Origin of the sequence: Streptomyces sp. NPDC020807 (genome assembly GCF_040641575.1) — a bacterium.
Classification (GTDB): domain Bacteria; phylum Actinomycetota; class Actinomycetes; order Streptomycetales; family Streptomycetaceae; genus Streptomyces.
Genome location: NZ_JBFADU010000002.1, coordinates 65,128 through 88,704, shown reverse-complemented (window position 1 = coordinate 88,704; position 23,577 = coordinate 65,128). Strand labels below are relative to the sequence as shown.

Genomic DNA, 23,577 nt, shown 5'->3' with positions numbered 1-23,577 from the left:
CGGAGTCCGCTTCGGTGGACTGGACCACATCCTTCCTTTACTCGGATCGTCCGGCACGTTCCTGCCGGTGAAGGGATACACCACCATGGCTTCCGTCACGTTCGACAAGGCGACCCGGATCTACCCCGGCGCCACCAAGCCGTCCGTCGACCAGCTCGACATCGAGATCGCCGACGGCGAGTTCCTCGTCCTCGTCGGCCCCTCCGGCTGCGGCAAGTCGACCTCGCTCCGCATGCTCGCGGGCCTCGAGGACGTCAACGCCGGCGCCATCCGCATCGGTGACCGCGACGTCACGCACCTGCCGCCGAAGGACCGGGACATCGCGATGGTGTTCCAGAACTACGCGCTGTACCCGCACATGACCGTCGCCGACAACATGGGCTTCGCGCTCAAGATCGCCGGCGTCAACAAGTCGGAGATCCGCGCCAAGGTCGAAGAGGCCGCGAAGATCCTCGACCTCACCGAGTACCTCGACCGCAAGCCGAAGGCGCTCTCCGGCGGTCAGCGCCAGCGTGTCGCCATGGGCCGCGCGATCGTCCGCGAGCCGCAGGTCTTCCTCATGGACGAGCCGCTGTCGAACCTCGACGCCAAGCTCCGCGTCTCGACCCGTACGCAGATCGCCGGTCTCCAGCGCCGTCTGGGCATCACCACGGTCTACGTCACCCACGACCAGACCGAGGCCCTCACGATGGGCGACCGCGTCGCCGTCCTGAAGGACGGTCTGCTCCAGCAGGTCGACACCCCGCGCAACATGTACGACAGGCCCGCGAACCTCTTCGTCGCCGGCTTCATCGGCTCCCCCGCCATGAACCTCGTCGAGGTCCCGATCACCGACGGCGGCGTGAAGTTCGGCAACAGCGTCGTCCCGGTCTCCCGTGACGCCATCGCCGCCGCCTCCGCCAAGGGCGACACCACCGTCACCGTCGGCGTCCGCCCCGAGCACTTCGACGTCGCCGGCGCCGACAGCGACCAGGGCCTCGCCGTCACGGTCAACGTCGTCGAGGAGCTCGGCTCCGACGGCTTCATCTACGGCTCCACCCGCGTCGGCGGCGAGGACAAGGACCTGGTCGTCCGCGTCGGCGGCCGTGACGTCCCCGCCAAGGGCTCCACGCTCCACGTCGTCCCGCGCGCGGCCGAGCTGCACGTCTTCTCGACGTCCACGGGCGCCCGCCTCAGCGACTGACGTCCCGCACCGGACCCACTCGCACCAAGGTCTGACTGAACGGCCCCGCATCCCTTGCAGATGCGGGGCCGTTGGCCTAAGTGGCGGCAAGCCGGGGTTTACCCCGGAAAACCCCGGCATTCAGGGCCCTCCACCTGGTCGTTCGCGGCCGGCCGAGGCCCCCGCGTCAACACGTAATTCGAAAAGCCGCCTCGAACCATCCCCCGCGAGAGTGACTAAATGTCGCCATATCACTACCGGCCGCTACGCTCGCCTGCGTGACGCACACTGCCCGCCGTATCGGCCGCTCTCTCGCCCTCGTCCTGCCCGTCGTCCTGGTGCTCTCGGGAACGCTCGCGGTGTCCGCCGTCCCGTGGGCCGGACAGGACTCCACGACCCAGCTGACGGCGTCCTCCTCCGAGGTCTCCACCCGCGCCAAGTCCCGCGCCCCGCAGGACGTCCTCCGCGACCAGCTCCTCGCCGAGCTCCAGGAGAAGGACCCCGGCACGGCCCTGACGCACCTCCAGCGCGAGGTCGAGAACCGGCCGTCGCTCGCCAAGCACTGCATCTCCATCGCCCGCGCCCTCGGCCGCGCCGCCGTCGAGCACTACGGCCCCTCCCGCGCCCAGTCCTTCTCCCGCCCGGTCTGCGACACCTCGTACGCGACCGGCGTCATGCGCGCGAGCTGACGGCCCGCGAGCTGAGCGGCCCGACGCATACGGGGCGCCTATCGTTCCCCGTATGCACACCACTCCGACGCAGGCCGTGGTCCTGGCAGGCGGCCAGGGCTCACGGCTCCGCCCGTACACCGACGACCGCCCGAAGCCGATGGTCGAGATCCCGGGAACCGGGACCCCGATCATCGGCCATCAGCTTTCCTGGCTCGCCGCCGAAGGCGTGACCGACGCCGTCGTCTCCTGCGGCCACCTCGCCGAGGTCCTCCAGGAGTGGCTGGAAACCGCCGACCTCCCCCTCAAGGTGACCACGGTCGTCGAGACCGAGCCCCTCGGCCGCGGTGGCGGCCTCAAGTACGCCGCCGCCCACCTCCCCGCGCCCGACCAGCCCTGGTACGCGACCAACGGCGACATCTGGACCCGCTTCTCGCTGCGCGAGATGGCCGAGTTCCACGCCGAGCGCGACGCCACCGCCACCCTCGCCCTGGCCCGCCCCCGCATCCCCTGGGGCGCCGTCGAGACCGACACCTTCGGCCACATCACCGACTTCGTCGAGGCCCCGCCGTCGCCGTTCCTCATCAACGCCGGCGTGTACGTCTTCTCCGCCGCCTTCACCGGGCTCCTCCCCGACCTCGGCGACCACGAGCGGACCACCTTCCCCCGCCTCGCCCGCGAACGGCGCCTGGCGGGCTTCCCGCTGCCCCAGGGCGCCTACTGGAGGGCCATCGACACCGCCAAGGACCTCACCGAGGCGGCGAAGGAGCTCGCCGCCCAGCGGGGCTGAGCCGGCCCCCCGGACGTACGGGAAGGGCGGTACCGCTTCGGAAAGCGGTACCGCCCTTCTCGTGTACGCGGGCGGGCTCAGCCCAGCAGGCCGCCGATCGGGTTCCGCGCCCCGCCGTCCGAGGTCGAGCCGCCGTCCGTCGGCGTGCTCCCCGTCGAACCGGTGGTGCCGGTCGAACCCGTCGTCCCCGTCGGGCTCTTCGGGGTGTCGCTGGTCGACGGCGGCGCCGCCGGCTTCGACTCGGCCGGCGGCCGGGTCGTCGTCGAGGAGGACGAGGACGAGGACGAGGAGGACGACGAGGACGAGCCCGTGCTCTCCTGCGTGGCCGAGGGACGCTGCTCCTGCGTCCGGGGCGCCTCCTGGGTCGTCTCCGACGGCCGGGTCGCCTCCTCGGTCTCCTCGCGCTCGGCCGGGGCCTCGCTCGTCGTGCTGCTCGCCGCGGGCTCGGGCGCCGTCGAGGCGCTCGACGAGGGGGCCCTGCGGGTCGGCTCGGCCGGGAGCGGCCGGCCGGGGAGGTGGTTGATCGGGTCGTCGTTCGGGCCCGGGACGGTGACCATCTCGGTGGAGCGGACCGCGCCGCCGAGGACGGAGCCGATGAGGAGGGTGAGGCCGACGACGACGGACGCGAGGAGCGTGCTGCGGCGCATGACGCGGCGGCGGAGGTCCCACAGCTCGGCGCGCGGCCCGAGGGTCCGCCAGGCCTCGCCCGCGAGGCGGGCGTCGAGGGAGTAGACCGGGGCGCCCGCGATGATCAGCGGCGACCAGGCGGCGAGGTAGATGATGTCGGCGGAGTCGTAGACCGGGACGGTCTTCCAGCTGACGGTCAGCAGCAGCGCGGCGGAGAGCAGCGCACCGATGACCGCGGCGACCCGCTGCCAGAGGCCGAGCACGGTCAGGACGCCGACGACGACCTGGAGGAAGGCGACGGTGAGTCCGGCGCCGACCGGGTGCTGGAGGGCGAAGTCCCGGAGCGGCTCGGCGAGCGCCCACGGGTGCAGCGAGTTGAGCCACTTCACCATGGAGCCGCGCTCGCCGCCGTCGAAGTAGACGGGGTCGCAGAGCTTGCCCATGCCCGCGTAGATGGAGATGAAGCCGAGGAAGACGCGCAGCGGGAGCAGCACGACGCCGAGGTTCATCCGGCGGCCCGGGTAGTAGGCGTGCCGGACCGGGTCGTGGGCGCCGCGCCGGGCGGCCCGGCCGTCCGCCGGGTCGGCGGGGTCGTCGTACGGGCCCGGGGCGTCGGGCCTGAGCTCGTACACCTCGTCGTACGCGCCCTCGGCGCGGCGCATCGGCGGCAGCAGCGGCGGCGGTGCGGGCTGGTCGGGCACGACGGGGGTGGGCATGGTGTCGTCGATGCGCGGGATGGCCTGGGTGGCGCCGGCGTCGAGTCCGGCGTGTCCCACCGCCGGGTCGAGCGTGGCGACGGAGGATTCCCGTACGGCCTGGAGCAGTCCGGTCGCGCCCGGCGCGGACTTGCCCGTCCACACGACGGGGCGTCGCCGCGCGCCCGCGGCGCCTGCCGCTCCGGCCGCCGCGACGGCGCCCGCGCCCGCACCGGCGAGCGCGGCGAGACGGGGATGGGCGGCCGACGTCGGCGCCTTGGCCGGCGCGAGCCGCACACGGAAGCTGGCGTGGTTCACGATCACCTGAGCGGGATCGGAATCCACTTTGACCATGCTCAGCGCGGGCTGGTCGTCGAACCCCGGCCGGGGCGTTCTGGTGTCCACACTCATCTAACCGAGTGATCTGGGTTTAGGACACTGCCTTGACGGCTCGCAAATGTCCGAGACCCGTCAAGATCACGCCACGGCCGGGGATGGCCCTTCGGTCAGGCCATGCGGCGGCGGGCCGCCTCGTACAGGACGACACCGGCGGCGACACCGGCGTTCAGCGACTCGGCGCCACCCGGCATGGGGATGCGGACGCGGAAGTCGCAGGTCTCGCCGACGAGGCGGGACAGGCCCTTGCCCTCGGAGCCGACGACGATGACGACCGGGCCGGAGAGCGCCTCCAGCTCGTGCACCTCGTGGTCGCCGTCGGCGGCCAGACCGACGACCGTGATGCCGGCCTTCTGGTACGCCTCCAGGCAGCGGGTCAGGTTGGTCGCGCGGGCGACCGGGGTGCGGGCGGCGGTGCCGGCCGAGGTCTTCCAGGCGCCGGCGGTCATGCCGGCCGCGCGGCGCTCGGGGATGACGACGCCGTGGCCGCCGAAGGCGGCGACGGAGCGGACGACGGCGCCGAGGTTGCGCGGGTCGGTGATGCCGTCGAGGGCGACGATCAGCGGGTCCTCGTGGTCGTCGTACGCGGCGGCGGCGAGGTCCTCCGGGTGCGCGTACTCGTACGGCGGGACCTGGAGGACGAGGCCCTGGTGGTTCAGGCCGTTCGTCATCCGGTCCAGCTCGGGGCGCGGCGCCTCCATGATGTTGATGTTGCCGCGGCCGGTGGCGAGGTTGAGGGCCTCGCGCACGCGCTCGTCGTTGTCGATGAACTGCTGCACGTACAGCGTCGTGGCGGGCACGCCGTCGCGCAGGGCCTCGAAGACCGGGTTGCGGCCGACGACCATCTCCGACAGGCCCTTGCCGCCGCGGCGGGCGACGGGCTTGCGCTTGGCCGCGTTGCGGGCCATCGCGTTGGAGACGCGGAATGCCTTGTGGCCCTTGCGGTCCTCGGCCTTGGGGGTCGGGCCCTTGCCTTCGAGGCCCTTGCGCCGCTGGCCACCGCTGCCGACCGTCGCACCCTTCTTGTTGGACGTGCGACGGTTCCTGCGCTGGCTGTTCCCGGCCATGACTACCTGTTTCCTCTGCTGCCTGCGTACACAAGTCTGTAAGTGAAGTGTGCCGCCCGGGGGCCCGGGCGGCACATCATCGGCGTTCTAGCGGTTGTTGCCCAGCGACCACCGGGGGCCGTCGGGGCTGTCCTCGATCACGAGGCCGGACTGCGCGAGCTGGTCGCGGATCGCGTCCGCCGTCGCCCAGTCCTTCCGCTCGCGGGCCGACTCGCGCTGCTGGAGCACGAGCCGTACGAGGGTGTCGACGACGCCGTGGAGCTCCTCGCCGCCGCCGGACTCCGCGGCCCACTGCGGGTCGAGCGGGTCCAGGCCGAGGACGCCGAGCATGGCGCGGACCTCGGCGAGGCGGGCGATGGCCTCGTCCTTGTCGTCCGCGGCGAGGGCGCTGTTGCCCTGGCGGACGGTGGTGTGGATGATCGCCAGCGCGTGCGGGACGCCCAGGTCGTCGTCCATGGCCTCGGCGAAGGCCGGCGGCACCTCGGCGGCGGGGGCGACGGTCGTCCCGGCCTTCTCGGTGGCCCGCTGGACGAAGCCCTCGATGCGGGCGAAGGCCGACTCGGCCTCGCGCAGGGCCTCCTCGCTGTACTCGATCATCGACCGGTAGTGCGGGGTGCCGAGGTAGTAGCGCAGGACGATCGGGCGCCAGTTCTTCACCATCTCGGACACGAGCACGCTGTTGCCGAGCGACTTCGACATCTTCTCGCCGCTCATGGTGACCCAGGCGTTGTGCACCCAGTACTGGGCGAACGCGTCGCCGAAGGCCTTGGCCTGGGCGATCTCGTTCTCGTGGTGCGGGAAGATCAGGTCGAGGCCGCCGCCGTGGATGTCGAAGGCGGAGCCCAGGTACTTGTGGGCCATCGCCGAGCACTCCAGGTGCCAGCCGGGACGGCCGCGGCCCCACGGCGTCTCCCAGTCGGGCTCGCCCGGCTTGGTCGCCTTCCACATCGCGAAGTCGCGGGGGTCGCGCTTGCCGGTGATGCCGTCCTCGGAGGGCTGGCGGAGGTCGTCGATGTCCTGGTTGGACAGCTCCAGGTAGCCCGGGAACGAGCGCACGTCGAAGTAGACGCTGCCGTCCGCCTCGTAGGCGTGGCCGCGCTCGATGAGACCGCGCATCATCTCGATCATCTCGGGGACGTGCCCGGTGGCGCGCGGCTCGTACGTGGGCGGGAGGCAGCCGAGGGCCTGGTAGCCGTCGTTGAACGCCCGCTCGTTCTCGTACCCGATGGACCACCAGTCGCGGCCCTGGTCCGCGCCCTTGGCGATGATCTTGTCGTCGATGTCGGTGACGTTCCGGATGAACGTGACGTCGTAGCCGCGGTACGCGAACCAGCGGCGCATGATGTCGAAGTTCAGCCCCGACCGGATGTGGCCGATGTGCGGGGCGGCCTGCACGGTGGCACCACAGAGGTAGATCGAGACACAGCCCGGTGTGAGCGGGGTGAAGTCACGGATCTGCCGGGCGCTGGTGTCGTACAGGCGAATAGTCACGCCTCCAGGGTAGTGGGCGTGTGGTAGTGCCCCGCGACCGTTCGGGGGTCGCGGGGCACGTTTTTCCGCACGCGCGGCGCGCTCACGGCGTACGCGCGCCGCGCCCGCTCCGTACTTACGGGGCGGGTACGGGGTAGACGAGGGCGGTCGCCAGGGCGGCGAGGCCCTCGGCGCGGCCGGTCAGGCCGAGCCCGTCGGTCGTCGTGCCGGAGACGGAGACGGGCGCGCCGGCCGCCTCGCTCAGGGCCTTCTGCGCCTCGTCGCGGCGCTTGCCGACCTTGGGGCGGACACCGACGACCTGCACGGCGATGTTGCCGATCTCGTACCCCGCGGCGCGGACGATCCGGGCGGCCTCGGCGAGGAGGGTGACGCCGGAGGCGCCGGAGTACTCGGGGCGCGAGGTGCCGAAGTGGGCGCCGAGGTCGCCGATTCCGGCCGCGGAGAAGAGCGCGTCGCAGGCGGCGTGGGCGGCGACGTCCCCGTCGGAGTGCCCGGCGAGCCCGTACTCCTCCCCTTCCCAGAGGAGGCCGGCGCACCACAGCTCACGCCCCTTCTCGAAGGCGTGGACGTCGGTGCCGATGCCGACGAGGGGGACGATCGGTCGCTCAGAAGCCATCGTTGGCCCTCCTGCGGGCGAGTACGGCCTCGGCGAGGACGAGGTCGAGGGGGCGGGTCACCTTGAAGGCCTCTTCGTGGCCGGGCACCACGACGACGGGCGCGCCGAGCCGCTCGACCATGCCGGCGTCGTCGGTGGCGCCCTCGCCGGCGAGGGCGATAGTGGCGTGGGCGTTGACCAGCGTGTCGTGGTCGAAGCCCTGCGGGGTCTGGACGGCGCGGAGGCGGGCGCGGACCGGGGTCGCGACGACCTGCTCGGGGTCGCCGGGCCTCCCGGCCGGCTCGACCTCCTTGACGGTGTCCGCGAGGGGCATCGCCGGGACGACGGCGACGGCCCCGTCCCGTACGGCCTCGATGACGGCGTCGACGGTGTCGACGGGGACCAGGGGGCGGGCCGCGTCGTGGACGAGGACGGTGGTGACGCCCTCGGGCAGGGCCTTCAGGCCGAGGTGCACGGACTCCTGGCGGGTCGCGCCGCCGGGCACGACGAGGTAGTCCGTCCGCTCCGGGAGGGCGTGCGCGTCGAGGAGGTTCTTGACCTCGGTGGCGCCCTCGGGCGGCGCGACCACGACGACGAGCGAGACCGCGCGGGAGGCGGCCATCGCGCGGACGGCGTGGATGAGCATGGGGGTGCCGCTCAGCGTGCGGAGCGCCTTGGGGGCGCCCGGGCCGAGGCGTACGCCCCGCCCTGCCGCCGGGATCACCACGGCGGTACGAGAAGGACGCGCTTCGTCTGACATCGGTTGCACTCCGACAGGTTTGTTTCCGCGGCCGACATGGGTATGGCCTCAGCGTGCCGGACGCACCGCCTTGACCGGGCCCTTTCCGTGACGACGGTCGAGGCGTGGGCCGCGTGGGCACTGGGGTTCGGACAGCAGGGGGTGCGGGTTTACTTCAGCGGCGCGCGGGCGTGACCGCACGCGGACATGTCCCCGCACGCGGACATGCCGCAGCGCCCGGCGACAGCGCTGTGTGGTTCACAGCGCGCCATCGGGCACCGCGGCATCGCTTCACTTGGAGACTCGCCCGTTTCCGAGCGTGCTCAGGACGCGAGGACCTCGTCGAGGAGAGCCTCGGCCTTGTCCTCGTTCGTGTTCTCCGCGAGGGCCAGCTCGCTGACCAGGATCTGCCGCGCCTTGGCGAGCATGCGCTTCTCACCTGCGGAGAGACCGCGCTCGCGCTCCCGGCGCCACAGGTCGCGCACTACTTCGGCGACCTTGATGACATCGCCGGAGGCGAGCTTCTCGAGGTTCGCCTTGTAGCGGCGGGACCAGTTCGTGGGCTCTTCGGCGTACGGTGCACGAAGCACCTCGAAGACCCGGTCCAGCCCGTCCTGACCGACCACGTCGCGAACACCGACGAACTCCGCATTGTCCGCCGGTACACGAACCGTCAGGTCGCCCTGCGCGACCTTGAGCACCAAGTAGGTCTTGTCCACGCCTTTGATCTGGCGAGTTTCGATGGCCTCGATCAGCGCGGCCCCGTGATGGGGATAGACCACGGTGTCGCCAACCTTGAACGTCATGTGACAGGTACCCCTTCCGTGGCTATCCAGGGTAACACGGATTCAGCTTCTTCTGAATGGCGTTTTCGCAGGTCAGGGCATATCTCGGGGCTTGACAACGGCATCGCGGACGTGCTGCGGAGGGCTTCCGGAAGGCGGTATTCGCAGGTCGGAGCGGCTGTGTCGACAGAGAGAAACGCGCACGTTACACGCGCCCGGAGGACCTCCAGAGGCCGTCGATGCCCCGATATGTCCGGTTCGGAGTGGCCTTCTTCACGTACTCCGTTCGAGGATCGTCCACTCGTACGGATGCACGTCGGGGTGATTCCGAAATTGATCAGGTCGACGACCGTGTGTGATTTCCCGGAGACGGCCGCGTGGAATGCGCGACGATCACGGAATTGATCAAGGCGGTTATGTGAACGGCGGGTCAATGGGGCGAGATCCGGCCACGACGACGTGATGACGGCGCCCCGAGAAGGTGGCGGCACTCCCCGCCCCCGTACCCCTCCGCGGCCGCCCGGGCGCGCGTCCGCACGTCCCCGCGCGCCGCCCTCCGGAGACGGCGGTGGCTCGTTAGGGGCGGGTCGGGTGCGGGACGGAGAGTGCGGCTCGGTAACCTAAGCGCGCTGACACACCTTTAGCTCGTCCTTAGTTTTTTCCCGCCTGTCCGTTCGTCCAAGGAGATGCCGCCGCCGTGAGCCGCAGCCTTCGACGCGGCGCCCTCGCCGCCACCGCCATCGTGTTCTCGATCGCCGCGCTGTCCGCCTGTGGTGCGGGCAACGACGCCCAGACGCTCGGCATCAAGCCGGACAACGCTGCCGTCTCGGTGGACGACGTCAAGATCCAGAACGCGCTCGTCATCACGCAGCCGTACGAGCGCGTGAAGGGCCCGGCCGCCGTCTCGGCCACGGTCTTCAACAACGGCCGCACCCCGCAGACCGTCGACGCGATCACCCTGCCGGGCACGACCGCGACGGTGAAGCTGACCTCGGCCGAGGGCACCGGGCCGATCACCGTCCCGCCGCTCGGCTACGTCGTCATCGGCGGCGAGGGCAACGCCTCCGCCGTCATCGAGAACGGCGCCGAGGCCGCCAAGGACGGCGACCAGCAGAAGGTCGTCTTCAAGCTCAGCAAGACCGGCGACGTGAGCATCGGCGCCTTCGTCGTCCCGGCGAAGAGCTACTTCAAGGACTTCGGTCCGTCGATCGTCCCGGCGCCCCCGGGCTCCTCCCCGACCGCCGAGGCCACCGAGGGCGGCGAGCACGGCGAGGCCGACGGCGGCGCCGAGCACGGCTCCGAGCACGGCGAGTCCACCGAGGCCCCGGCCGCGGGCCACTGACACCGGCGGCGAAGCGCTGACACGGAGAAGGGGCGCCCCCCGTCGGGGGGGCGCCCCTTCTCCGTACCGCATGTCCCTTTACGGCTCGAACTTGTAGCCCAGGCCCCGGACCGTCACCAGGTAGCGCGGGGCACCCGGGTCGGGCTCGATCTTGGCGCGGAGGCGCTTCACGTGGACGTCGAGGGTCTTCGTGTCGCCGACGTAGTCCGCGCCCCAGACCCGGTCGATGAGCTGCATGCGGGTCAGCACGCGGCCCGCGTTGCGCAGGAGCATCTCCAGGAGGTCGAACTCCTTCAGCGGCAGGTCGACCTTGCCGCCCGAGACCGTCACCACGTGGCGGTCGACGTCCATGCGGACCGGGCCGGCCTCCAGGGCCGCCGGGGTGACCTCCTCCGGCTCGCCGCGGCGGCGGAGCACCGCGCGGATGCGGGCGACGAGCTCCCGCGAGGAGAAGGGCTTCGTCACGTAGTCGTCGGCTCCTATTTCCAGGCCGACGACCTTGTCGATCTCGCTGTCCTTGGCGGTCACCATGATCACCGGGACGTTGGAGCGGCCGCGCAGCTGGCGGCAGACCTCGGTGCCGGGCAGGCCCGGCAGCATCAGGTCGAGGAGGACGAGGTCGGCTCCGTTGCGCTCGAACTCGTCGAGGCCGTCGGGCCCGGTCGCCGCCACGGCGACCTCGAAGCCTTCCTTGCGGAGCATGTACGACAGGGCGTCGCTGAAGGATTCCTCATCCTCGACGACGAGCACTCGGGTCACGGAAGGACCTCCGGGGCGGGAAGCGGTTCGGTCATGAGATCGGGGGTGGGGGAGGTCACGGGCGACCGGCGGTCGCGCGAGGCGCCCGCCTCGGGAAGCCGCAGGGTGAAGGTGGAGCCCTGTCCCTCGGTGCTCCAGACGGTGACCTCCCCGCCGTGCGAGGCGGCCACGTGCTTCACGATGGCCAGGCCGAGGCCCGTGCCTCCGGTGGCCCGCGAACGGGCCGGGTCGACGCGGTAGAAGCGCTCGAAGACGCGCTCCTTGTCCTTGTCGGGGATGCCGATGCCCTGGTCGGTGACGGCTATCTCGATGAGGTCGCCGCCGGGCGCGGCGACCTTCCGGGCCGCGATGCCGACGCGGGTGTGGGCGGGTGAGTAGTTGACGGCGTTCTCGACGAGGTTGCCGAGGGCGGCGGCGAGCTGGCCGCGGCTCCCCCAGACCCGCAGGTCCGCCGCGCCTCCGGAGACCATGGAGATCTGCTTGGTGGAGGCCGTGTGCCGGGAGCGGTCGATCGCCTCGGCGACGAGCTCGTCCACGGAGACGGGCTCGGAGTCCTCCAACGGGTCGTCGTTCTGCACGCGGGAGAGGTCGATGAGCTCCTGTACGAGGTTGGTGAGCCGGGTCGCCTCGATCTGCATGCGGCCGGCGAAGCGGGTGACCGCCTCGGGGTCGTCCGAGGCGTCCATGACGGCCTCGGAGAGCAGGGAGAGCGCACCGACGGGAGTCTTGAGCTCGTGGCTCACGTTGGCGACGAAGTCGCGCCGTACCGCTTCGATGCGGCGGGCCTCGGTGAGGTCCTCGACCAGGAGCAGCACGAGCCGCGAGCCGAGCGGGGCGACCCGGGCGGAGACGGCGAGGGCCTCGCCGCGCCCGGTGCCGCGCCGCGCCAGGTCCAGCTCGACCTGGCGTATCTCCCCGTCGCGGCGCGTGTCACGGGCCATGTTGAGCATGGGCTCGACGGCCAGCTTGCCGCCCCGCACCAGGCCGAGGGCGTACGCCGCCGAGCTGGCCTTCACCACGGAGTCGCTCTCGTCGAGCACGACCGCGGAGGAGCGCAGGACGGACAGCACCGTGTCGACGCCGGGCGGGAGGACGGCGTCGGTGTGCAGGGAGGTCCGGGTGGGCCGGGCCTGGTCCCGCTCGCTCCAGCGGAACGCCAGCATGGCGATCACGCCGGTGCACACGCCGGCGATCGCTGCCAATGCGGCGACCGCCGCGTTCACGTCCATGTCCACCAGGTTATGCGGGGCGACGGACACTCTCCCAGCCGTCCGAGTGGCTGCTCGAACAGTCGTCGCCCAGAGTTCACCGTGGAGACGGTAGTGGTTCATTTGCCCCGAAGGCCGCAGCGACGCGGGTCGCCCAGAGTTCACCTAGGGGAAAGTGCCGGTTCATTTCAGGGGACAGAACCCGACGCACGGGGGGCCGAACGTGGGAGCGTGGGAGTCCGAGGATCAGTGGACCGGACCCCTGAGCTTGTGCAGATGAGCTTGCAGAGAGCTTTGCCGTAGGCAGGAGAGAGGGACCCCATGCGGGACGCGTACCACGAGGAACTGGACTCGATCGGTGAAGGGCTGGTCGAGATGGCCCGGCTCGTCGGGTCGGCGATCGGGCGTGCCACGACGGCCATGCTCGACGCGGACCTGAAGCTCGCGGAGAGCGTGATCGCGGCGGACCAGAAGGTCGACGACCTCCAGCACGACCTGGAGGCCCGGGCCATAGCGCTGCTCGCGCGACAGCAGCCGGTGGCGACGGACCTGCGGATCGTCGTGACCTCGCTGCGCATGAGCGCCGACCTGGAGCGCTCGGGCGACCTGGCCCAGCACGTGGCCAAGCTGGCCCGGCTGCGGTTCCCGGCCACGGCGGTGCCGCGTGACCTGCACGCCACCATCCTGGAGATGGGACAGCTGGCGCAGCGCCTGATGGCGAAGGCGGCGGAGGTCATCATCACGAAGGACGTCGACCTGGCGCTCCAGCTGGAGCAGGACGACGACGAGATGGACCTGCTGCACCGGACGCTCTTCCAGCACCTGATGGACGACCGCTGGAAGCACGGCATCGAGACGGCCGTCGACGTGACGCTGCTCGGCCGGTACTACGAGCGGTTCGCCGACCACGCGGTGTCCGTGGCGAAGCGCGTCGTCTACCTGGTGACGGGCGAGCACGCGGACGAGCTCCAGGCCGGGGACGCTCCGGTGGAAGGCGCGTAACACCGTCGCGAACGCCGCCCGGGGGGGCTCGGGCGCCTGTGCGCCGTCGATGCGCCGTTGTCGTGCCGGTCGGAGTGGGCATGCAATGGGGGGAGGCGATGTGCGCCTCGAAAGGGAGGGACCCCATGGCCGAATCCCCTATGCCGATCGACCCGCAGCAGGAGGCGCCCCGCGAGCCGACGCTGCTGCCCGTGCTCGGCGCCTGCGGCTGCGGGTCGGGCTGCGGCTGCGGCTGCCAGTCGGGCGCGCCGTGCCAGTGCGGGGGCTGACCTGCGGGAGCTAGGGGGAGGGAAGGGACGGGACGGACGGGACGGGCCACAGCCCGCCGTCCCTCCCTTCCCTCCTCACGCGTGTCTCGTCACACCGTGTCCTGTCGCACCGTGTGACGTCACACGTCGAGCACGCCCACGATCTGATGGCCGGCCAGCTCGCCCGTCGTACGGAAACCGAGCCGTTCGTAGAAGACGGCGGGGCCGTTCTCGCCGGGCTCCCAGGTGACGTACATCTTCGGGACACCACGACGGCGGAGCTCGTCGCGTACGGCTTCGACGGCGAAGCGGCCGTAGCCCCTGCCCTGGGCGTCGGCGGCGATGTTGAGGCGCCAGAGGCCGCTGCGGACGTCGGTGGGGTCCACCTCCTCCTCGCCCCAGGTGATGTCGAGGAAGGCCATCAGGAAGCCGACGAGCTCGTCGCCGTCGAAGATCAGCCGCGGCCAGGCGGTGTCGCCGCGGACGTAGGCCTCGGCGAGGGAGTGCGCGACCGGTGCGACGTTGTCCTCCTGGTGGGGATGGACGCGCAGGGCGATGGCGGCGTCGACGGTGGCCGCGGTCACCGGCTCCAGACGAAGTGACGTGCTCATGGTGCTCGTGCTGCTCATGCGCAGGACGGTAACCATTCACCGCGATGTCCGCCCGGCAATATCCGGCGGCCGCGCGGGTGGCCCAGGATGCCGACCATGATCGCCACCTGGGTCCGCCACGCCCTGCTCGCCGCCGCCGTCCTGCCGCTCGTCCCCGCGCTCGCCGGCTGCGGGGTGCCGCCGGCGGGTTTCACGGGCGTCTCGGTCACGGTGGACGGGAAGCCGCTGGGCGTGGTGCTCGTCTGCCACGACCGGATAGACGAGGTGCTCCTGTACCCGACCCCGCCGGAACCGGAGGCGGGGGCGGACGCCGCGCAGCCCGAGTACACGGACGCCTGGTACGCGGCGGAGCCGGTCGGCGGGTTCGCGACCTGGCCGCTGACCGACCCGGCCGGCGGGAACGGCTGGACCCCCGACACGGCCCCGCACGACCTGAAGCAGAACCAGCGCTACACGGTGTACGGGGCGACCGAGGACAACTCCTGGTCGACGCTTCACCACTCCTTCACCCTCGCGGACCTGGAGAAGCTCACGCCGGACCAGGTCTCGTACACGCGCGAGGACAAGGTCCGGACGACGACCGTGGCGGAGTTCCGCGCGCACGCGTGCGAGGGCTTCTGACCGCTCGGCCGAACCGGGCCGGTCTCATCCGTCGAGGAACATCACCGAACGCAGCAGGAGCCGGTCCGAGGCCGGTCGGCCGTGCGGCCGCAGGGTCCACGAATCGCCGTCGCAGTGGCTGCCGGTGAAGACGACGGCGTACGCGTCGGTGTCGTTGTGCGGCGCGAAGGCGGGCGCCGAGGAGTCCGGGTCGGCGGCCTCGGGGATCTGCGTGCACTCGCCGCTCGGCGGGTCGTACAGGGTGCCGGTCTGCGGGTCGCCGCTGATGCCGACGAAGGTGTAGTGGAACTCGCCGGTGGCCGCGTGGGCGGGCGCGGCGAGGGCTGCGGTCAGGGCAAGCGCGCCGCAGACGGCGGCGAAGGAGGACCGGAGACGCACGGGACTCTCGTTTCGTGAGCGGGGAGGATCGGGGATCGCGGACGCGGATCCCGGGGACACCCGCAGACCTACCGCGCCCCGCGACCGCCATGCGCCCCTCCCGGCGCCGTAAGGTTTCGCCCTCACCCGTACGGACCAGGCCCCGTCCCGCCCCTGCGTCGTGCCCCGGCGTCCCGGCCCCTGCGTCGCGCCCCCTCCCCCGACCGCCCGGCGCGGATTCACCTCTCGCCTGCGGCCAGTACCTCGCGCGCGCTGACGGCGAACGCCTCGCAGGCGTGCTCCGCGACCTCGCCCCGGGCGAGCATGTCGGCCTTGTCGGCCGCGAAGAGGACCTCTCGCGTCATCACCTGTATCTCGGCCGCACGCGCGGCGAGCCGCTGCGCCTGCGGGCCCAGCGTGACCAGGCGGAGCCTGAGGACGCTGCTCCGGACCTCGACGTAGAGCCGGTAGGACTCCGCACGCGCCGCGAGGGCCGCCTCCGACTCAGGGGCCGCGTTCTGGCTCGTCCACCGGTCGCACTGCGCCCGCCGGTAGTCCTCCGCCAGGGCGATGAAGTCGACACAGGCGTCGAGGAGCCGTTGGTGGCCTCGCTCGCGGTCGTTCCTGGCCGCGGCCCGCAGCGCGGTCTTCTCCTGGTACCGGTGCGCGACGACAGCGCCCAACAGCGTTCCGATGACGGCGATGGCGGCGGCGATGATCCCTGACACGGTGACAAGCCCAGCACCTGACCCCGTGCGCCGGACAGAGCGCGAACCGGCCACCGGCCGTCCCCACGGGCACGAAGAAGCCCCCTACCGGCGGGGAAACCGCGGGCAGGGGGCTCTCTCGTGCGTCAGGGCTACTTCTTGCCCTGGTTCTTGACGGCCTCGATGGCGGCCGCGGCGGCCTCCGGGTCGAGGTAGGTGCCGCCCGGGTTGAGGGGCTTGAAGTTCTCGTCGAGCTCGTACGAGAGGGGGATGCCGGTCGGGATGTTGAGGCCCGCGATGTCGGCGTCCGAGATGCCGTCCAGGTGCTTCACCAGGGCGCGGAGGCTGTTGCCGTGGGCCGCGACCAGGACCGTGCGGCCGGCGAGGAGGTCCGGGACGATGGCGTCGTACCAGTACGGGAGCATCCGCTCGACGACGTCCTTGAGGCACTCGGTCTGCGGGCGCAGCTCCGGCGGGATCGTCGCGTAGCGGGCGTCGTGGGCCTGCGAGTACTCGTTGTCGTCCGCGAGGGCCGGCGGCGGGGTGTCGTAGGAGCGGCGCCACAGCATGAACTGCTCCTCGCCGAACTCGGCGAGGGTCTGGGCCTTGTCCTTGCCCTGGAGGGCGCCGTAGTGGCGCTCGTTGAGCCGCCAGGAGCGGTTGACCGGGATCCAGTGGCGGTCAGCCGACTCCAGCGCGAGCTGCGCCGTGCGGATGGCGCGCTTCTGGAGGGAGGTGTGCAGCACGTCGGGCAGCAGGCCGGCGTCCTTGAGCAGCTCGCCGCCGCGCGTCGCCTCCTTCTCGCCCTTCGCGGTGAGGTTCACGTCCACCCAACCGGTGAACAGATTCTTCTCGTTCCACTCGCTCTCGCCGTGGCGGAGGAGGATCAGCTTGTACGGTGCGTCGGCCATGTGTCCGAGCCTAATCGACCCCTGACGATTGACGCGCACCGTCAATTCGCTGGCGTCCACCATAAGAGATACGTAAGTTACGAGGGCCGAGGTAGGGGCTTACACACAGCAAGGGGTCGGCCGCCACATGTCCATCGAATCGCTCAAACGATCAGCACTCACCACCGTTTCGGGACTTCCGCAGGGCTTCTGGTGGCTCTGGCTGTCGACTTTGGTCAACCGCACCGGGGCCTTCGTCACGACTTTCCTCTCCCTCTACCTGACCCAGGAGCTCGGGCACTCCGCCTGGTTCGCCGGACTCGTCGTCGCCCTCCACGGCCTCGGCGGCGTCGCCGGCTCGCCGCTCGGCGGTCTGCTCACCGACCGCTGGGGCCGCCGCCCCACCATGGTCACGATGCACCTGGCCGCCGCGAGCTGCGCCGCCGCCCTCGCCGTCGTCACCAGCGCCTGGGGCGTCGCCACGATCGTCCTGCTCATGGGTGTCGCCATGCAGGCCGTCCGGCCGTCCATCAACGCCACCATCGCCGACATGGTCCCCGCGGGCGAGGTCCGCCGCGCGTACGCCCTCAACTACTGGGCCCTCAACCTCGGCTTCGCCATCGCTGCCATCGGCGGCGGCGCCGCGATGGTCCTCGGCTACCGCACCCTCTTCGTCGCCGACGCCGTCGCCACCGCCCTCTGCGCCCTCATCGTCTTCCTCCGCCTCCCCGAGACCCGCCCCGAGGTCCCCGTCGACAAGGCCGGCGAGCCCGAGGCCGAGGCCAAGGTCAGCATGCTCACCGTGCTGCGCGACGCGCCCTTCCGGACCCTCGTCCTGCTCAACCTCCTCGTCTGCCTCGTCTTCCTCGCCCCCTGGATCGGCCTCCCGCTGACCATGAGCGAGCAGGGCCTCGCCCCCTCCGCGTACGGCATGGTCATCGCCGTCAACGGCGTCGTGATCGTCGCCTTCCAGCTGCTCGTCAACAAGCTCACCGACAAGCGCTCCCCCGTCGTCCTGCTCGCCTTCTCCTCCCTCCTCTTCGCCTTCGGCACCGGCGCCACCGCCCTCGCCGGCTCCCCCGTCGCCTTCGCCGCGACCGTCGTCGTCTGGACGGTCGGCGAGATGATCCACGTGCCGACGAACTCCGCCGCCACCGCCCGTCTCGCCCCCGAGCACGCGCGCGGCCGCTACCAGGGCGTCATGGGCATGTCGTGGGCCATCGGCGGGTTCGTCGCCCCCGTCGCGGCCGGTGCGATCGTCGACGGGCCCGGGTCGGACGTGCTGTGGGCGGCGACCGCCGCGATCGGCCTCGCCGCCGCCGTCGGGTACTACACCCGGCTGCGGAAGGCCCTCGCGGACACCGACACCGACACCGACACCGACACCGACACCGACACCGACACGGACGCGGGTGGGGATGCGGGCACGGACGCGGACGCGAGTACGCACGCGGGTGCGGGCACGGACGCGGGTACGCACGCGGACGCGGGTACGCACGCGAATCCGGGTACGCGCGCGGTCGACGTGACCCCCGTCGTCGGGACGGCCAGGGTTACGGACGCCCCCGAGGCCGCCCCCTCCGTCAGCGCCTGAGCCCCTCCCCGTACCCCTCCCCGTACTCCGCCCACCCCACCAGCCCGAACCCCTCCCCCTCCCTGCGCACTTCGGCGGCGCCCGCCCCGCCGAAGTGCGCGGGCACGACCAGCTCGCGTTCGTCCGCCGCCCGGCCGAGCACCCGTCGCCGGCTCTCCGCCGCGCCCGCCGGGTCCAGACAGAAGCAGCTCGCGCAGGACGGCCGCAGGATCTGTACGGGGCTGTGGACGAGGTCCCCGACGAAGACCGCCCGCTCGCCCCGGGACGCGAGCCGCAGCACCGCCGAACCCGGCGTGTGCCCCGGTGCCGGTTCGAGCGTCAGGTTCTCGTCGACGCGGTGGACGCCCTCCCACAGCACCGCCTGCCCGGCGCGGTGCACCGGCGCCACGCTGTCCTCGTAGACCAGCCGGTCGTCCTCGCTCCTCCCCCCGCCGTACCCGTTCCCCGGGCCGAAGTAGGCGTCGTCCGCCGCCGGCAGCAGGTACTCGGCGTTCGGGAACGCCGGGGCCCACTCGCCGTTCACCGCGTGCGTGTTCCAGCCGACGTGGTCCGCGTGCAGGTGGGTGTTGACCACGACGTCGACGTCCTCCGGCCGGATCCCCGCCCGCGCGAGCAGGCCGAGGAAGTCCCCCTGCCGCCGGTGGAACTGCGGCGACTCCGGCCGCTCGCGCCCGTCCCCCACCCCCGTGTCGACCAGGACCGTCCGGCCCGCGCTCCGCAGCACCCAGCTCTGCAGCGCCATGACCGCGCTGTCGCCCTCCGGCGCCCAGTGGTCCGGCGCGAGCCACTCCTCGTTCTCCCGCCACACCTCGGCCCCCGCCCCGGGGACGAGCCCGCGCGCCGGGCCGAACGGGCCCCGCCACTCGACGATCCGGATGATCTCGACGTCTCCCAGGACGATCCTGTCCCCGCCACTCGTGTCTGCGTTCATGGGGTCGAATCTAGGGAGCCCGCCCGAGCGTTCCGATGGTCCACACACTCCCGTCGATACGCGAGACTCTCACCATGGTGGACGTGGTCAGCGACGCGATCTCGGCCGTACGGGTCGGGCGGCCCTCCTTCGACCGCGTGCGCGTCGGCGGCGACTGGTGCGCCCGGCTCGACTCCTACGACGGGGCCGGGTTCCACGTCGTCCTCAAGGGCACCTGCTGGCTCCTGCCCGACGGCGGCGCGCCCGTCGCGCTCGGGCCCGGGGACGTGGTGCTGCTGCCGCACGGCACCGGGCACGTCATCGCCGACTCGCCCGCCGACGCGGCCGCGGTGGCGCGGGCCGTGCCGTTCAGCCTGTGGAGCGAGCCCGCCCCGCCGCCCATCCCGTCCGTCGCCGAGCGCGAGGTCGAGATGGTGTGCGGCAAGTACCGGCTCGACCGCAGCCACGCCCACCCGCTCCTCGCCGAGCTGCCCGCCCTCGTGCACCTGCCGGACCGCGCCTGCCGCCGCCCCGAACTCCGTTCCGCCGTCGACCTGTTGCGCGTCGAGATCGACGAGCGGGGGCCCGGTTCGGCGGTCGCGCTGACCGGCCTGCTCGACCTGCTGCTCGTCTACATGATCCGGGGCTGGCTCGCGCGGGACACCGGCGGCGTCTGGTCCGCCGTCCTCGGCGACCCGGTCACCTCCGCCGCCCTGCGGGCACTGCACTCGGACCCCGCCGCCGCCTGGACCGTCGACCGGCTCGCCGCCGAGGCGGGCGTCTCGCGCCCGACCCTGGCCCGCCGCTTCTCCGCGCTCGTCGGCAAGTCCCCGATGGCGTACGTGACGTGGTGGCGGCTGACGCGGGCCGCCGCGCTGCTCCGGGACACCGGCGACCCGCTCGCGGCGGTCGCCCGCCGGGTCGGGTACGGCACGCCGTACGCGCTGTCGCACGCGTTCCGGCGGGAGTTCGGGACGACCCCGGGGCGCTACCGCGCGGCAGCGGCTACCGCCGCGAACGCCAACCCACGTACGCAGTAGGTCAGTTACCGGACTTCTGGAGCAGGTGACTGAAGGCGTCGAGGTTACGAGTCGACTCGCCGCGCGAGACCCGCCACTCGTACTCCCGACGGATCGCCGACGCGAAACCGAGCTCCAGGAGCGTGTTGAAGTCGCCGTCGGACGCTTCGAGGACCGAGCCGAGGAGACGGTCGAGCTCCTCGGGCGTGACGGCGGCGAGCGGGAGCTTGCCGGCCAGGTAGATGTCGCCGAGGCCGTCGATCGCGTACCCGACCCCGTACAGCTTCAGGTTCCGTTCGAGCAGCCAGCGGTGGACGCCCGCCTCGTTCTCGTCGGGGTGGCGGATGACGAAGGCGTTGAGGGAGAGGGAGTGGCGGCCGGCGCGGAGCGAGAGCGTCGTGAAGAGCTTGCGCGTGCCGGGGAGCTTGACGACGTAGTCGCCGGGGCCCGTGGACTCCCACTCCAGTTCCGCGTCCTGGAGCGTGGACTCGATCGTCCGGTGGACCTCGTCGATCCCGCGCGCCTCGCGTACCTCGCGCGTCACGCCGCCTACTTCGCGGGCCTCGCCGCGGGGGGCCTCGCCGGGCGCCTCGCCGCGTACTTCGCGTGCCTCGTCGCGTGCCTCGTCGCGCGCCTCGCCTGCCTCGCGTACCCCGTGAGCCTCGTGTTCCTCAGCCATGGTGGGAGCGTACGCGACGGCGGTTCTCGCGCACCCGGTGGTCGTGCATCGCCGCCGTGTACACGTCCGCCGTGCCCGAGGCCGCCGTGTCCCAGCCGAACGAGCCCGCGTGCAGCGCCGCCGCCTCGCCCATCCGGGCCGACAGCGACGGGTCCGCGACGAAGCGGCCGAGCGCGCGGGCGTAGTCCGCCGGGTCGTGCCCCTGCACGAGGAAGCCGGTCACCTCGTCCCGTACGGCCACGGGCAGACCGCCCACCGCCGCCGCGACGACCGGCGTGCCCGCCGCCTGCGCCTCGATCGCGACGAGCCCGAAGGACTCGCTGTACGAGGGCATGACGAGGACGCTCGCCGCGCGGAACCAGTCCGCGAGCGTCTCCTGCCCCACCGGCGGGTGGAAGCGCACGAGGTCCGCGATCCCCAGCCGGGCGGCGAGCTTCTGGAGCCCCTCCGGCTTGGCGAGGCCGCTGCCGCTCGGGCCGCCGACGACCGGGACGATCATGCGGGTCCGCAGCGTCGGGTCCTGCTCCAGGAGCCGAGCGGCGGCGTGCAGCAGGATGTCCGGGGCCTTGAGCGGCTGTATCCGCCCGGCGAAGACCGGAACGAAGGCGTCCTGCGGGAGACCGAGGCGCGCGCGGGCGGCGGCGCGGCCGTCGGCGGGGCGGAAGCGGTCGAGGTTCACGCCCGGGTGGACGACGGCGATCTTGCCGGGGTCGGCGTCGTAGAAGCGGGCGAGCTCGTCGGCCTCCTCGGCCGTGTTCGCGATCAGCCGGTCGGCGGCGGAGACGATCTGCGTCTCGCCGATCACCCGGGCGGCGGGCTCGGGGGTGTCGCCCTCGGCGAGCGCCGCGTTCTTGACCTTCGCCATGGTGTGCATGGCGTGGACGAGCGGCACGCCCCAGCGCTCGGCGGCGAGCCAGCCGACGTGGCCGGAGAGCCAGTAGTGGGAGTGGACGAGGTCGTAGTGGCCGGGGCGGTGGCCCGCCCAGGCCTGCATGACGCCGTGGGTGAAGGCGCAGAGCTGCGCCGGGAGCTCCTCCTTCGCCAGTCCCTCGTACGGGCCCGCGTCGACGTGCCGGACGAGGACGCCGGGGGCGAGCTCGACGACGGGGGCGAGGCCGCCGGTGGTGGCGCGGGTGAAGATCTCGACCTCGATGTCGATCGCGGCGAGGCGCTTGGCCAGCTCGACGATGTAGACGTTCATGCCGCCCGCGTCGCCGGTGCCCGGCTGGTGCAGCGGGGAGGTGTGGACGCTGAGCATGGCGACGCGGCGCGGGACGCGGTTGCGGCCGGGAAGCCGGAGCCGGGGCGGCGCGGGGTGCCGGTGCCGGGTGCCGGCGAACCGGGACACGTACTGGCTCACGTCGGCGGTCCTTCCGCTCGGGGGCTGGCCGGGCCCTGGCGGGGCCTGGCCCGGTGGAGCTGGGCGTGGCGAACCGGGCATGGCGAGGAGAGGACGCGACGCCCTTTCGGTGCGGACAACAGCGGAATGCCCCCTTTCATTTCCGATGACCTTGGGAAACGCGCCACTTTGCCAATTCATTACGGTCAAGGGCCGGCGGGTCCCACGCGTTTCACCCTGCGGCCACGACCCACGCCGGGCCGGGCCGGGCGGACCGGCGACGCCCGGGACCCCGCGCGGCCCGGGTCCCCGGTGAGGGCCCGCTCCGCGGGGTCGTACGCTCGTGGCATGGCCCCGCGCACCACCCGCCCCGTCGGCAACCCGACCCGCGGGACCACCAACCCCAATCGGCTGCGCCGCATGGACCGCTGGATCGCCGCCGTCCACGGGCCGGCGCTGCGCCGCTCGCCCGAGCCGCCCGTCGCCGTCGACCTCGGGTACGGGGCCGCCCCCTGGACCGCCGTCGAGCTCCTGGCGCGGCTGCGCACCGCCGAGCCCCGCACCCGCCTGTACGGGATCGAGATCGAGCCCGCGCGCGTCGAGGCCGCGAAGCCGTACGAGCACGAGGGCCTCGGCTTCCTGCACGGCGGCTTCGAGGTGCCGGTGCCCGGCCGGGTCGACCTCATCCGGGCGGCGAACGTGCTCCGCCAGTACGACGAGGAGCAGGTCGCGGCCGTGTGGGCCCGGCTGTGCGGCCGGCTCGCGCCCGGCGGGCTGCTCGTCGAGGGCACCTGCGACGAGATCGGGCGGCGGCACGTGTGGGTGGCGCTGGACGGCGCGGGCCCGCGGACGGTGACCTTCGCGACCCGGCTCGGCTCGCTCGACCGGCCCTCGGACCTCGCCGAGCGGCTGCCGAAGGCGCTCATCCACCGGAACGTGCCGGGCGAGCCGGTCCACGCCTTCCTCCGGGACTTCGACCGGGCGTGGGCGGCGGCGGCCCCGTACGCCTCGCTCGGCGCCCGGCAGCGGTGGATCCGCTCCGTGCGCGACCTCGCGGCGGACTGGCCGCTCGCGGACGGGCCGCGTCGGTGGCGGCAGGGCGAGGTGACGGTGCGCTGGGAGGCGCTGGCGCCCCGGTCCTGAGCGGCCCACCGGCACCGGTCTCCCCCCTGTTTCCCCCAACACACGCTGAATTTCCGGCGCGTCGGGAACGCCACTCGCACCTCACTCGTCCCCCCGGAGGAGGGTCGGCCCGACAGGCCCCGGTTTCCCCTGT

At 72.4% G+C, this 23,577-nt stretch carries 25 protein-coding genes; 10 read left to right on the top strand and 15 right to left on the bottom strand.

Annotated elements, in window-relative coordinates; translation table 11 throughout:
* Positions 1-85 precede the first annotated feature (85 nt).
* The 3 genes from ugpC (at position 86) to AB0G79_RS03430 (ending at position 2,620) form a co-directional block, all read left to right on the top strand.
* Entirely contained in the window at positions 86-1,183 is a 1,098-nt protein-coding gene (gene ugpC / locus AB0G79_RS03440; protein WP_360799430.1) for a sn-glycerol-3-phosphate ABC transporter ATP-binding protein UgpC, read from the top strand.
* A 257-nt stretch (positions 1,184-1,440) separates the two neighbouring features.
* A complete protein-coding gene (locus AB0G79_RS03435) occupies positions 1,441-1,851 on the top strand; it encodes a hypothetical protein (RefSeq protein ID WP_360799428.1) in 411 nt (136 codons plus the stop codon).
* A 52-nt stretch (positions 1,852-1,903) separates the two neighbouring features.
* Positions 1,904-2,620 (top strand): nucleotidyltransferase family protein, encoded by a 717-nt coding sequence (locus AB0G79_RS03430; RefSeq protein ID WP_360799425.1) that lies wholly within the window; start codon positions 1,904-1,906, stop codon positions 2,618-2,620.
* A gap of 77 nt (positions 2,621-2,697) precedes the next feature.
* On the opposite strand, the gene AB0G79_RS03425 is transcribed toward AB0G79_RS03430, so the two are convergent.
* From AB0G79_RS03425 to AB0G79_RS03400, 6 genes are all read right to left on the bottom strand, one after another.
* Positions 2,698-4,353 carry a DoxX family membrane protein gene (locus tag AB0G79_RS03425; RefSeq protein ID WP_360799422.1) on the bottom strand — a complete coding sequence of 552 codons (1,656 nt, stop codon included), beginning with the start codon at positions 4,351-4,353 and terminating at the stop codon, positions 2,698-2,700.
* 95 nt (positions 4,354-4,448) lie between these two features.
* Positions 4,449-5,405 carry a 23S rRNA (guanosine(2251)-2'-O)-methyltransferase RlmB gene (gene rlmB, locus AB0G79_RS03420; protein ID WP_360799419.1) on the bottom strand — a complete coding sequence of 319 codons (957 nt, stop codon included), beginning with the start codon at positions 5,403-5,405 and terminating at the stop codon, positions 4,449-4,451.
* A gap of 87 nt (positions 5,406-5,492) precedes the next feature.
* The gene (cysS, locus tag AB0G79_RS03415; protein ID WP_360799416.1) at positions 5,493-6,896 is read right to left on the bottom strand and encodes a cysteine--tRNA ligase; all 1,404 of its coding nucleotides are present in this window, start codon (positions 6,894-6,896) and stop codon (positions 5,493-5,495) included.
* 115 nt (positions 6,897-7,011) lie between these two features.
* The gene (gene ispF, locus AB0G79_RS03410) at positions 7,012-7,512 is read right to left on the bottom strand and encodes a 2-C-methyl-D-erythritol 2,4-cyclodiphosphate synthase (RefSeq protein WP_360799413.1); all 501 of its coding nucleotides are present in this window, start codon (positions 7,510-7,512) and stop codon (positions 7,012-7,014) included.
* Positions 7,502-8,251, bottom strand: coding sequence for a 2-C-methyl-D-erythritol 4-phosphate cytidylyltransferase (gene ispD, locus AB0G79_RS03405; protein WP_360799410.1), 750 nt, complete (start codon positions 8,249-8,251; stop codon positions 7,502-7,504). The genes ispF and ispD overlap by 11 nt, the downstream gene beginning before the upstream one ends.
* Before the next feature lie 302 nt (positions 8,252-8,553).
* Positions 8,554-9,036 carry a CarD family transcriptional regulator gene (locus AB0G79_RS03400; RefSeq protein ID WP_003953493.1) on the bottom strand — a complete coding sequence of 161 codons (483 nt, stop codon included), beginning with the start codon at positions 9,034-9,036 and terminating at the stop codon, positions 8,554-8,556.
* Positions 9,037-9,712: 676 nt separating this feature from the next.
* On the opposite strand from AB0G79_RS03400, the gene AB0G79_RS03395 reads away from it, so the two are divergent.
* Positions 9,713-10,357, top strand: a complete 645-nt coding sequence (locus AB0G79_RS03395) for a DUF461 domain-containing protein (RefSeq protein WP_360799407.1) — start codon at positions 9,713-9,715, stop codon at positions 10,355-10,357.
* A 78-nt stretch (positions 10,358-10,435) separates the two neighbouring features.
* On the opposite strand, the gene AB0G79_RS03390 is transcribed toward AB0G79_RS03395, so the two are convergent.
* The gene (locus tag AB0G79_RS03390; RefSeq protein WP_017242433.1) at positions 10,436-11,116 is read right to left on the bottom strand and encodes a response regulator transcription factor; all 681 of its coding nucleotides are present in this window, start codon (positions 11,114-11,116) and stop codon (positions 10,436-10,438) included.
* Positions 11,113-12,345, bottom strand: a complete 1,233-nt coding sequence (locus AB0G79_RS03385) for an ATP-binding protein (RefSeq protein WP_360799404.1) — start codon at positions 12,343-12,345, stop codon at positions 11,113-11,115. Before AB0G79_RS03385 ends, AB0G79_RS03390 begins: the two co-directional genes overlap by 4 nt.
* A 300-nt stretch (positions 12,346-12,645) precedes the next feature.
* Here AB0G79_RS03385 and phoU point away from each other — a divergent pair, with 300 nt between their 5' ends.
* The gene (phoU, locus tag AB0G79_RS03380) at positions 12,646-13,326 is read left to right on the top strand and encodes a phosphate signaling complex protein PhoU (protein WP_360799401.1); all 681 of its coding nucleotides are present in this window, start codon (positions 12,646-12,648) and stop codon (positions 13,324-13,326) included.
* Positions 13,327-13,451: 125 nt separating this feature from the next.
* The gene (locus AB0G79_RS03375; protein WP_360799398.1) at positions 13,452-13,595 is read left to right on the top strand and encodes a hypothetical protein; all 144 of its coding nucleotides are present in this window, start codon (positions 13,452-13,454) and stop codon (positions 13,593-13,595) included.
* A 119-nt stretch (positions 13,596-13,714) separates the two neighbouring features.
* Here AB0G79_RS03375 and AB0G79_RS03370 read toward each other — a convergent pair whose 3' ends face one another.
* Positions 13,715-14,185, bottom strand: coding sequence for a GNAT family N-acetyltransferase (locus tag AB0G79_RS03370; RefSeq protein WP_360800554.1), 471 nt, complete (start codon positions 14,183-14,185; stop codon positions 13,715-13,717).
* 96 nt (positions 14,186-14,281) lie between these two features.
* Here AB0G79_RS03370 and AB0G79_RS03365 point away from each other — a divergent pair, with 96 nt between their 5' ends.
* On the top strand, positions 14,282-14,806 hold the full coding sequence (locus tag AB0G79_RS03365) for a hypothetical protein (RefSeq protein ID WP_360799395.1): 525 nt from the start codon (positions 14,282-14,284) through the stop codon (positions 14,804-14,806).
* Positions 14,807-14,830: 24 nt separating this feature from the next.
* On the opposite strand, the gene AB0G79_RS03360 is transcribed toward AB0G79_RS03365, so the two are convergent.
* From AB0G79_RS03360 to AB0G79_RS03350, 3 genes are all read right to left on the bottom strand, one after another.
* Complete coding sequence (locus tag AB0G79_RS03360; RefSeq protein WP_360799392.1) at positions 14,831-15,184, bottom strand: hypothetical protein; 354 nt, start codon at positions 15,182-15,184, stop codon at positions 14,831-14,833.
* 218 nt (positions 15,185-15,402) lie between these two features.
* The gene (locus AB0G79_RS03355) at positions 15,403-15,891 is read right to left on the bottom strand and encodes a hypothetical protein (protein WP_360799389.1); all 489 of its coding nucleotides are present in this window, start codon (positions 15,889-15,891) and stop codon (positions 15,403-15,405) included.
* A 131-nt stretch (positions 15,892-16,022) separates the two neighbouring features.
* Positions 16,023-16,781, bottom strand: a complete 759-nt coding sequence (locus AB0G79_RS03350) for a phosphoglyceromutase (protein WP_360799386.1) — start codon at positions 16,779-16,781, stop codon at positions 16,023-16,025.
* Between the two features lie 127 nt (positions 16,782-16,908).
* Between AB0G79_RS03350 and AB0G79_RS03345 the strand changes: the two genes are divergently transcribed.
* On the top strand, positions 16,909-18,354 hold the full coding sequence (locus AB0G79_RS03345) for an MFS transporter (RefSeq protein ID WP_360799383.1): 1,446 nt from the start codon (positions 16,909-16,911) through the stop codon (positions 18,352-18,354).
* Here AB0G79_RS03345 and AB0G79_RS03340 read toward each other — a convergent pair.
* On the bottom strand, positions 18,344-19,285 hold the full coding sequence (locus tag AB0G79_RS03340) for an MBL fold metallo-hydrolase (RefSeq protein WP_360799380.1): 942 nt from the start codon (positions 19,283-19,285) through the stop codon (positions 18,344-18,346). The two genes, AB0G79_RS03345 and AB0G79_RS03340, sit on opposite strands and share 11 nt — an antisense overlap.
* A gap of 77 nt (positions 19,286-19,362) precedes the next feature.
* Between AB0G79_RS03340 and AB0G79_RS03335 the strand changes: the two genes are divergently transcribed.
* Entirely contained in the window at positions 19,363-20,304 is a 942-nt protein-coding gene (locus tag AB0G79_RS03335; RefSeq protein ID WP_360800551.1) for an AraC family transcriptional regulator, read from the top strand.
* A 1-nt stretch (position 20,305) separates the two neighbouring features.
* On the opposite strand, the gene AB0G79_RS03330 is transcribed toward AB0G79_RS03335, so the two are convergent.
* A complete protein-coding gene (locus AB0G79_RS03330; protein WP_360800548.1) occupies positions 20,306-20,797 on the bottom strand; it encodes a YbjN domain-containing protein in 492 nt (163 codons plus the stop codon).
* A 157-nt stretch (positions 20,798-20,954) separates the two neighbouring features.
* Positions 20,955-22,322 (bottom strand): D-inositol-3-phosphate glycosyltransferase, encoded by a 1,368-nt coding sequence (gene mshA / locus AB0G79_RS03325; RefSeq protein ID WP_360799377.1) that lies wholly within the window; start codon positions 22,320-22,322, stop codon positions 20,955-20,957.
* A 327-nt stretch (positions 22,323-22,649) separates the two neighbouring features.
* Here mshA and AB0G79_RS03320 point away from each other — a divergent pair, with 327 nt between their 5' ends.
* The gene (locus AB0G79_RS03320) at positions 22,650-23,444 is read left to right on the top strand and encodes a class I SAM-dependent methyltransferase (protein WP_360799374.1); all 795 of its coding nucleotides are present in this window, start codon (positions 22,650-22,652) and stop codon (positions 23,442-23,444) included.
* The last annotated feature ends 133 nt before the right edge of the window (positions 23,445-23,577 follow it).

Coding starts and splice junctions, on each gene's coding strand:
- AB0G79_RS03320 (WP_360799374.1), top strand. CDS start 22,650: ATGGCCCCGCGCACCACCCGCCCCGTCGGCAACCCGACCCGCGGGACC.
- AB0G79_RS03350 (WP_360799386.1), bottom strand. CDS start 16,781: ATGGCCGACGCACCGTACAAGCTGATCCTCCTCCGCCACGGCGAGAGC.
- AB0G79_RS03385 (WP_360799404.1), bottom strand. CDS start 12,345: ATGGACGTGAACGCGGCGGTCGCCGCATTGGCAGCGATCGCCGGCGTG.
- AB0G79_RS03345 (WP_360799383.1), top strand. CDS start 16,909: ATGTCCATCGAATCGCTCAAACGATCAGCACTCACCACCGTTTCGGGA.
- AB0G79_RS03340 (WP_360799380.1), bottom strand. CDS start 19,285: ATGAACGCAGACACGAGTGGCGGGGACAGGATCGTCCTGGGAGACGTC.
- AB0G79_RS03365 (WP_360799395.1), top strand. CDS start 14,282: ATGATCGCCACCTGGGTCCGCCACGCCCTGCTCGCCGCCGCCGTCCTG.
- phoU (WP_360799401.1), top strand. CDS start 12,646: ATGCGGGACGCGTACCACGAGGAACTGGACTCGATCGGTGAAGGGCTG.
- ispF (WP_360799413.1), bottom strand. CDS start 7,512: ATGGCTTCTGAGCGACCGATCGTCCCCCTCGTCGGCATCGGCACCGAC.
- AB0G79_RS03375 (WP_360799398.1), top strand. CDS start 13,452: ATGGCCGAATCCCCTATGCCGATCGACCCGCAGCAGGAGGCGCCCCGC.
- AB0G79_RS03370 (WP_360800554.1), bottom strand. CDS start 14,185: ATGAGCACGTCACTTCGTCTGGAGCCGGTGACCGCGGCCACCGTCGAC.
- ugpC (WP_360799430.1), top strand. CDS start 86: ATGGCTTCCGTCACGTTCGACAAGGCGACCCGGATCTACCCCGGCGCC.
- rlmB (WP_360799419.1), bottom strand. CDS start 5,405: ATGGCCGGGAACAGCCAGCGCAGGAACCGTCGCACGTCCAACAAGAAG.
- AB0G79_RS03430 (WP_360799425.1), top strand. CDS start 1,904: ATGCACACCACTCCGACGCAGGCCGTGGTCCTGGCAGGCGGCCAGGGC.
- ispD (WP_360799410.1), bottom strand. CDS start 8,251: ATGTCAGACGAAGCGCGTCCTTCTCGTACCGCCGTGGTGATCCCGGCG.
- AB0G79_RS03425 (WP_360799422.1), bottom strand. CDS start 4,353: ATGAGTGTGGACACCAGAACGCCCCGGCCGGGGTTCGACGACCAGCCC.
- AB0G79_RS03400 (WP_003953493.1), bottom strand. CDS start 9,036: ATGACGTTCAAGGTTGGCGACACCGTGGTCTATCCCCATCACGGGGCC.